Source organism: Methanobrevibacter thaueri (genome assembly GCF_015062905.1).
Taxonomy (GTDB): domain Archaea; phylum Methanobacteriota; class Methanobacteria; order Methanobacteriales; family Methanobacteriaceae; genus Methanocatella; species Methanocatella thaueri_A.
Genome location: NZ_SUTK01000067.1, coordinates 1 through 6,618, shown reverse-complemented (window position 1 = coordinate 6,618; position 6,618 = coordinate 1). Strand labels below are relative to the sequence as shown.

8 protein-coding genes are annotated in these 6,618 nt (G+C 38.7%); 5 read left to right on the top strand and 3 right to left on the bottom strand.

What is annotated here, in order from left to right:
• Positions 1 to 104: 104 nt before the first annotated feature.
• Positions 105 to 434 (bottom strand): hypothetical protein, encoded by a 330-nt coding sequence (locus E7Z79_RS08815; RefSeq protein WP_303739584.1) that lies wholly within the window; start codon positions 432 to 434, stop codon positions 105 to 107.
• Between the two features lie 155 nt (positions 435 to 589).
• Here E7Z79_RS08815 and purD point away from each other — a divergent pair, with 155 nt between their 5' ends.
• Together purD and argF are read left to right on the top strand one after the other, a co-directional pair.
• Entirely contained in the window at positions 590 to 1,900 is a 1,311-nt protein-coding gene (gene purD / locus E7Z79_RS08810) for a phosphoribosylamine--glycine ligase (RefSeq protein ID WP_303739583.1), read from the top strand.
• Positions 1,901 to 2,027: 127 nt separating this feature from the next.
• Positions 2,028 to 2,936: an ornithine carbamoyltransferase gene (argF, locus tag E7Z79_RS08805; RefSeq protein WP_296784017.1), complete on the top strand. Its 909-nt coding sequence runs from the start codon at positions 2,028 to 2,030 to the stop codon at positions 2,934 to 2,936.
• Here argF and E7Z79_RS08800 read toward each other — a convergent pair.
• The gene (locus E7Z79_RS08800) at positions 2,933 to 3,172 is read right to left on the bottom strand and encodes a zinc ribbon domain-containing protein (protein ID WP_303739582.1); all 240 of its coding nucleotides are present in this window, start codon (positions 3,170 to 3,172) and stop codon (positions 2,933 to 2,935) included. The genes argF and E7Z79_RS08800 overlap by 4 nt on opposite strands.
• Positions 3,162 to 3,494: a DUF2085 domain-containing protein gene (locus tag E7Z79_RS08795; protein ID WP_303739581.1), complete on the bottom strand. Its 333-nt coding sequence runs from the start codon at positions 3,492 to 3,494 to the stop codon at positions 3,162 to 3,164. Before E7Z79_RS08795 ends, E7Z79_RS08800 begins: the two co-directional genes overlap by 11 nt.
• Before the next feature lie 100 nt (positions 3,495 to 3,594).
• Here E7Z79_RS08795 and E7Z79_RS08790 point away from each other — a divergent pair, with 100 nt between their 5' ends.
• Genes E7Z79_RS08790 through E7Z79_RS08780 form a run of 3 tightly spaced genes read left to right on the top strand, consistent with a single transcriptional unit; the run spans position 3,595 to position 6,306 of the window.
• Positions 3,595 to 5,289, top strand: coding sequence for an acetolactate synthase large subunit (locus E7Z79_RS08790; protein ID WP_303739580.1), 1,695 nt, complete (start codon positions 3,595 to 3,597; stop codon positions 5,287 to 5,289).
• Entirely contained in the window at positions 5,290 to 5,775 is a 486-nt protein-coding gene (gene ilvN, locus E7Z79_RS08785) for an acetolactate synthase small subunit (protein ID WP_303739579.1), read from the top strand.
• A 3-nt stretch (positions 5,776 to 5,778) separates the two neighbouring features.
• The gene (locus E7Z79_RS08780) at positions 5,779 to 6,306 is read left to right on the top strand and encodes a carbonic anhydrase (RefSeq protein ID WP_303739578.1); all 528 of its coding nucleotides are present in this window, start codon (positions 5,779 to 5,781) and stop codon (positions 6,304 to 6,306) included.
• Positions 6,307 to 6,618: the final 312 nt, after the last annotated feature.

The following is a 6,618-nucleotide window of genomic DNA, read 5'->3' as shown; positions in this document are numbered from 1 at the left end:
AACGCAGCAATTAATATTCTAAACCGCTGGTTCAACGGAGATAGCCTGAAAAAATACTTAAATTAACCATTATTAAGTGAAAAAAATTCAGGAATCCCCATCCTCTATAGGATGGGGTGGTTCAATGTGAGGTATCCTTTACCGTTTTGGTCAGTATTGATTGTGTATTTTTGGACATTTCCGGAACCGTCATCGTATGAAATTGTAACAGGTTGACCAGCGATTACAGCTCCTTGTGCATCTTTAAGTTCGAATTGTACTTGATCTCCATTTTTTAAGGTTGTTTGACTTAAAAAATTGATTTGAGTATTGAGTTTACCATCTTGGGTTGTTGCTTGTGGTTGGGAGAATACTGTAAACCCAACAACTGCGATGATGATAACAATCAAAATTGCAATAATTATATTTTTATTATTTACATTATTAGCGTCCAATTTATTAATATGAATTTAATTTATATATAATGCTTTTCGAATGCAAGTACTTACAATCATTAAAATTTCATTCTGATGATTTTTACAATTACTTTGAAATTAGATATGATTTAAATATTTTTAGGAATATATTCTATATTAAGGAGAATTTTATCATGAAAGTTTTAGTTGTTGGAACCGGTGCACGTGAGCATGCTATCGCTGACGCCCTTAAGGATGATGTGGAATTATACGTTTACATGAGTAAAGTCAACCCTGGAATGAGCAAGATTGCCGAGTTTAAGCAAGGCGATGAGGGGGAAGTGGAAAAGGTTGCCGAATATGCTGTCGAAAATGACATTGACATCGCATTCATCGGTCCTGAAGCTCCGCTCGGAAAAGGAATCGTGGATGAGCTTCAGAAAAATGGAATAAAATGTGTCGGACCTACCCAAAGTGCGGCAAGAATCGAAACCGACAAGTCATTTATGAGAAAACTCTTTGAGGACTATGAAATTGAAGGGTCACTTGTTTACAAGGTCTTTGACAACTCAGATGATGTGTCAGCATTTTTGGATGAGTTTGACCGTGATGTTGTAGTTAAACCTGTTGGATTGACAGGAGGTAAAGGAGTAAAAATTGTCGGCGACCATCTAAAGGATAATGAAGAGGCAAAGGAATACTCATGTGAAGTTATTGACAATGTTATGGGCGGTTTTGCCCAAGTTATTATTGAAGAAAGATTAATCGGTGAGGAATTTACCATCCAGGCTTTCTGTGACGGTGAAAATTTAGCACCGATGCCTGCAGCGCAAGACCATCCTCACGCATTTGAAGGCGATGTAGGCGCAATCACCGGAGGAATGGGATCATACTCTGATGTTGGAGGATTGCTGCCGTTCTTAAGCCAGGAAGATTATGATAAGGCTGTTGAAATAATGAAGGCAACCCTCAAGGCCATCGCTGAAGAGGCAGAACCTTACAAAGGTATCCTATATGGCCAGTTCATGCTTACCGCTGACGGACCTAAACTCATTGAATACAATGCAAGATTCGGAGATCCTGAAGCTATGAACGTATTGCCTCTTTTAAAAACTCCATTGGCTGATGTTTGTCAGGCTATCGTTGACGGTAATCTCAATGAGGTGGAATTCGAGGACAAAGCAAGCGTATGCAAATACATCGTGCCTGACGGATATCCTGAAACCCAGCATGCCGGCGAACTCATTGAAGTGGATGAGGAAGCCATTGAAGATATGGGCGCTAAGGTCTTCTATGCGGCAGTGTCTGAGGAAGATGACGGAATTCACCTGTCAGGTTCAAGGGCATTGGGCATTGTAGCCAGTGGCGAATCCATCGAAGAGGCTGAAAAGATTGCTGAAAAGGCATGCGAGTTTGTTAAAGGTAATGTTTACCACAGAAGTGATGTAGGTACAACAGAACTTGTCAACAAGCGTGTCGAACACATGAAAGAAATTTTAAACTAAATTTCTTTTTTTCTTTTTTTTATACTAATTTGAAAAAATCTTCAATTTTGATATTAAATTTTCATAGAAACATTTAATATATATATTTAACAAATACTTTTTTTTATACTATTTAAAGGGGATTATAATGGATAGTTTATTATCAATAACAGACATCAAGGACGATGTTAAATACATTTTGGATTTGGCTGTTAAAATCAAAGCGGGTGAGATGGAAGAGAAGCCTCTTGAAGGCAAGACATTGGCCATGATTTTCCAGAAATCATCAACTAGAACCAGAGTTTCTTTTGATGTTGGAATGTATCAGTTAGGCGGAAGGGCAATCTTTTTGTCTTCAAATGACTTGCAGATGGGTAGAGGCGAACCGATTTCAGACACTGCAAAGGTTTTAAGCCGTTTCGTTGATGGAATAATGATAAGGGCTATCAAACACTCCGATGTTGTGGAACTGGCTGAACATTCCGACGTGCCGGTCATCAACGGATTAACCGATCTTGAACACCCTTGCCAGGCCCTTGCTGACGTCTTGACAATCAAGGAACATTTGGGTGAGTGGGAAGGCAAGAAAATCTGTTTTGTCGGTGATGGAAATAACGTATCCAATTCCCTTTTATTGATTGCTCCCCTTTTGGGAATGGACATGTCTGTTGCTTGCCCTAAAGGATATGAGCCGTGCGAAGATATTTTAAAGACCGCCCTTGAATATGCGGATGAAAACAATACTGAAATAACAATAACTGATGATATAGGATTGGCATTGCAGAATGTTGATGCGGTTTTCACTGATGTCTGGGTAAGTATGGGCGATGAGGCCGAAAAAGCCAAAAGGGAAATAGATTTCGCACCATTCCAAGTCAATTCTGATTTAATGAGTTTGGCTAATGATGGAGCTATTTTCATGCATTGCCTGCCTGCAATCAGAGGTCAGGAAGTGTCCGCTGAGGTAATCGATGGACCTCAATCAGTTGTTTTTGATGAAGCTGAAAACAGGCTGCATGCTCAAAAGGCTGTTTTATATTACTATTTGAAGGATTAGAGTGATCCAAAAATCGCGAACACGATAAAGATAACAATTATACATAAGCAGCAGCCCATCCAATTGTTATCATTGCTTGAAGGGGTGCTGGTTGTTGTGCTTTGCTCATGATGTGTGTTTACTGGTTTTTCAATTACTTCCGCTTTTTTTATTTCCTCTTTTTCCAGTCTTTCACCACAGTTTCTACAGAAAACTGCATTGTCGGGGTTTTCTTCACCACAGTTTCTACAAAACATTGATAATCCACCTTATTATTATTTTTAAAAAGATTATGAGGCCTATGCCTCCAATAAAACCTGTAATAAATCTTAAATTGTTTGTGCTTTCTCTTGGTCCAAAATATTGTGTCAGGCCGTCAATTGCCACTGGAATCATGAGAATCATTGAAATGAACAGCATTTCCAGATTATATGGATGCTTGTAAAAGATGTTAAAAATCAGGTAAACAAGCAGTCCGGTATAAAAGCCTGTGCATCTTGCGCAAACCGGAAATTGGTGGCCTTTGATGAAGAAACTTCTCTCAGGTATCCTGTGACATAAATATTTTGTAAAGTTCATATTATCACACACAATTTGCTAACCTTAATATGATTTCAATAATTATATATATTTTTGTATTCATAAGTTATTGTATAATATATGAAAAAAGGTTTTTACAATGAGAGGCGGAGAAGCGATAATAGAATCCCTCAAAAATATGGGGGTCAAAACGATATTTGGTTATCCTGGCGGACAGACCATACCATTCTATGACATGCTATATGATGCAGACATGGATCATATACTGGTTAGACACGAACAGGCTGCTGCTCATGCTGCAGACGGTTATGCAAGGGCATCAGGTCATGTGGGAGTGTGTTTGGCAACTTCAGGCCCTGGAGCAACCAATCTTGTAACTGGTATAGGAACAGCTTACATGGATTCTTCTCCAATTGTGGCAATTACAGGTCAAGTTCCTACTCATTTAATCGGAAATGATGCATTCCAAGAAGCTGACATTATTGGAATAACAATGCCTATAACTAAACATAGTTATCAACCTAAAGACCCTGATTTAATACCTTCAATGATTAAATCAAGTTTTGAAATTGCTTCAACTGGAAGGCCGGGTCCTGTTTTGATAGATGTTCCAAAAGAGGTTCAGGAAGGGGAACTGACAGAATTCAGGGATGACCTGATTCAGACACCTGGTTACAATCCGACCGTTAAAGGCAACATCAAGCAAATCAAGAAGGCCCGTGACTTGATTAAAGATGCTAAAAGGCCAATGATTTTGGCCGGTGCAGGTGTCATCATAGCCAATGCATGTTGTGAGCTAAAGAAACTGGCTGAAACCATTAACGCACCGGTAATGACTTCACTTTTAGGTAAAGGTGCTATTGATGAGACTGACGATTTGGCATTGGGTATGCTTGGCATGCATGGAAGGAAAGTTTCAAACGATTACATTAACGAATCAGATTTACTCATTGCTATCGGTATAAGGTTTTCAGACAGAACAACCGGAAGACTGGACAGTTTCGTACCTGACACCAAGGTCATTCACATTGACATTGATCCTGCTGAAATCGGCAAGAATGTTGATGTTGACTTGCCAATTGTTGGAGATGCCAAAAATATTTTAAAATCATTAAATAAAGTGTTAGACGAATACACTCCATCAAATGAAGTGAATAATTGGACAGATATGATTAAAGCCAAAAAGCAAGAATTGCTGCCACGTGTAAGTTACGACGATGTTCCTTTAAAACCTCAGACTGTCATAAAGGAGATTGCAGAGGTTTTAACGCCCGAATCAATATTGACAACTGATGTAGGTCAGAATCAGATGTGGGCGGCACATTTCTTTGACACACAAAAGCCGCGCAAATTCATCTCATCAGGAGGTCTTGGAACAATGGGATTCGGATTCCCTGCAGCTATTGGAGCTAAAGTGGCTTGTCCTGAAGACCCTGTCGTATCAATCAATGGTGACGGCGGTTTCCTGATGGTCTGTCAGGAACTGGCTACCGTTCATGAATATGATTTGCCGGTCATTGCCGTTGTTTTGGAAAACAGAACCCTTGGAATGGTATACCAATGGCAAAGCTTATTATATAATAACAGACATTCTCAAACCCTATTGGGCAATAGTCCTGATTTTGTAAAGCTCGCAGAAAGTTTTGGAGTAAATGCAGTTAGGATTACAGAACCGGGCGAGACCAGGGAAGCCCTGTCAAGTGCAATGAAAGATAATGAACCGGTCCTATTAAATGTTGTTATAGACTCCGAGGAAGCCCTTCCTATGCTTCCGCCGGGAGCCGGAATTAATGAGATGATCGGGGAATATAAACTCGAAAAGGATGTGATTTAAATGGAATCAAATTATCACGTTATATCAACACTCGTTGAGGATAAGCCGGGAGTCCTGCAGAAAGTGGCTGGAATGTTCAATAGAAGAGGATTCAACATTGACAGCATAACTGTCGGAAGCTCAGAAGTGGAAGGACAATCCCGTATGGTCATTTCAGTGCATGCGGATGAAAAGGGTTTGGAACAAGTTACAAAGCAACTGAATAAATTGGTTGATGTTATCAAGATTAAAGATATCACTAAAACTGCCGTTAAAAGGGAATTATGCCTTGTCAAGGTAAACATTCCTAATGCTAAAGCAAGAGCAGAAATAATGCAATATTCAAATATCTTCAGGGCACATATATTGGATGTCACAGACCAGACACTAATGATTGAGCTGACTGGAGATAAGGAAAAGATTAATGCATTCATATCTTTAGTAGAAGGCTATGGAATAAAAAGAATAGCCCGTACTGGCCTTACAGCTATGTCAAGGGGAGTATAAATTATGACTATATTAGAAGACGTATTAAAAGACAATAAGGAATTTGTAGATAACTTTGAAGGCGAAGAAATGTCTCACCATGCAGCTAAGAAATTAGCTATCCTGACCTGTATGGACTGCAGACTCATCGACTTTTTCGAACCGGCTCTCGGTCTTAAAAGAGGAGATGCAAAAATCGTCAGAAACGCAGGAAACTCCATTGTAGGTGAAGACGCAATTAGATCAATCGGTGCAGCTTTATATAACCTTGGTGCTGAAGAAGTAATGGTTGTAGGCCACACAGAATGTGGTATGGCCGGTGCCGATGCAGAAGCATTGAAAGAAAAAATGCTTGCACGCGGAATCAAAGAGGAAGACATTGCAAAATATGATCTTGATGAATGGATTGGAGGATTTGAATCCGAAGAGGAAAACGTTAAAAACGTTGTTGAAAAAATCAAAAACCACCCATTAATCCCAGATGTGCCGGTACATGGTCTTATCATTGATATTGTCACTGGTGAGTTGAAAGTTTTAGTAGATGGTTACTAATCACCATCTATTCCATTATTTTTTTCAATAATTCTTTTATTTCTCATTTTTTTAATTTATTCGACTTTTTTTGTAGTAATGAGAAATTTTGACATTTTAGACTATTAGATAGAAAATTAGCAGAATTTTGAAAATAAGATACGTCTAAAAATTTTACAGATTCAAAAAAATAGAAAAAATAAGGAAAATAATCCTTATTTTTTAACTTTAACGGTTCTTTTTACAGTGTGTTTGAGGTAGGTTACTTGGTATTTGATTTTTTTGCCAACTTTGAGTTTTTTCAAGATGGATTTTTTAATGGTTACTTTTGCA